The sequence below is a fragment of the Pedobacter sp. BAL39 genome, from assembly GCF_000170795.1.
In the GTDB taxonomy this organism is placed as follows: domain Bacteria; phylum Bacteroidota; class Bacteroidia; order Sphingobacteriales; family Sphingobacteriaceae; genus Pedobacter.
In genome coordinates this window covers 1-1,067 of record NZ_ABCM01000047.1, presented here as the reverse complement: position 1 = coordinate 1,067, position 1,067 = coordinate 1, and the positions used below count along the sequence as shown (strand labels likewise).

General features: G+C 46.7%; 2 protein-coding genes. One reads left to right on the top strand and one right to left on the bottom strand.

Annotation, left to right across the window (positions count from 1 at the left end; all coding sequences use genetic code 11):
• Positions 1-508, top strand: a 508-nt coding sequence (locus PBAL39_RS24435) for a hypothetical protein (protein ID WP_008246869.1), incomplete at its 5' end; no start/stop codon positions are given.
• 22 nt (positions 509-530) lie between these two features.
• Here the strand turns inward: PBAL39_RS24435 and PBAL39_RS24430 are convergent.
• Positions 531-998: a low affinity iron permease family protein gene (locus tag PBAL39_RS24430; RefSeq protein ID WP_008246867.1), complete on the bottom strand. Its 468-nt coding sequence runs from the start codon at positions 996-998 to the stop codon at positions 531-533.
• Positions 999-1,067 lie beyond the last annotated feature (69 nt).

Below are 1,067 nucleotides of genomic sequence, written 5' to 3'. Positions count from 1 at the left end.
GCAAAAGACCACGCTGCTGGTGCAGATAGCCGATAACTCAGGGCTTATTGCTCCCTCCTATCTGCTGACCGTAAAAGACGGTGGCCTGGAAGTACTGAGCTTTTACCGGCCTTCGGCAGGTGCACAGGATGAACGTTACAGCCGGGGAATAAACCGTGTTGGCGGTGCAGGCTACCTGGTCGATAATGATTTCTTTGTCACCAATGTCAATGCTAAAGTATACCTTGTTAAGCGACAAAAGGATGAGGAACGCATTCAGGGTCACTTTCTGATGATGTCGCCCGACAGACAAACCATTGCCTTCCTGATCGGTGATTCCATTTACCAGGTACATTATACGACGGACGACACCTATGTACAGAAGCTGGCAGTCAACGCACCTAAGCAGATACCGGCGGTGTATGAGTGGATTCAGGAGAACTATGCATTTGAGAAAAACAAAAAGGGGATTTCCTTTCTGAAATACAAAGATGATGACCGTGTGGTAGACATCAGCGAGTTTAAATAAAACTAATCACAGCAGCAAGACATTACTTTAATTCTTCCGGACCGGGATGGCGGTCAGATTTCTCATCCTGCAACTGCTCTGCAGCATCAATAGAGTGAGAACGGTGGATATCATGGTCCTCTTCGGATGCATCCGACAGCCGCTGGTAAAATTTATGTAACACATCTAACTCAGATTCAGTCAGGTCTTCGATATCGACCATCCTGTTGCTGGCATGTCTGCTGGCAGCAATGAGCTCATTCAGCTTGAGCTGTATGGCTTTGGAATCTTTGTTCTGGCTTTTCTGGATCAGAAAAACCATCAGGAAGGTGATGATGGTCGTACCGGTATTGATCACCAGCTGCCAGGTATCAGAGTAATGAAAAATGGGGCCGGATACCAGCCATGCGATCACGACAAGGGCGGCCACACCGAAAGCGAGCGGACTGCCTGTCCAGTTGGTAATATTGGTAGATACCCTTTCAAAAAAATTATCCTTTGTCTTTTTCATGTTCTTACGATAATGTGGTCGCTTTCCGCCCCTTGGTTAAACTATCCGATAAAACAGCTGTCTAAATAA

Bases quoted from the DNA above. Each gene is read 5' to 3' on its own strand.
- PBAL39_RS24430 (WP_008246867.1), bottom strand. From the start codon at position 998: ATGAAAAAGACAAAGGATAATTTTTTTGAAAGGGTATCTACCAATATT.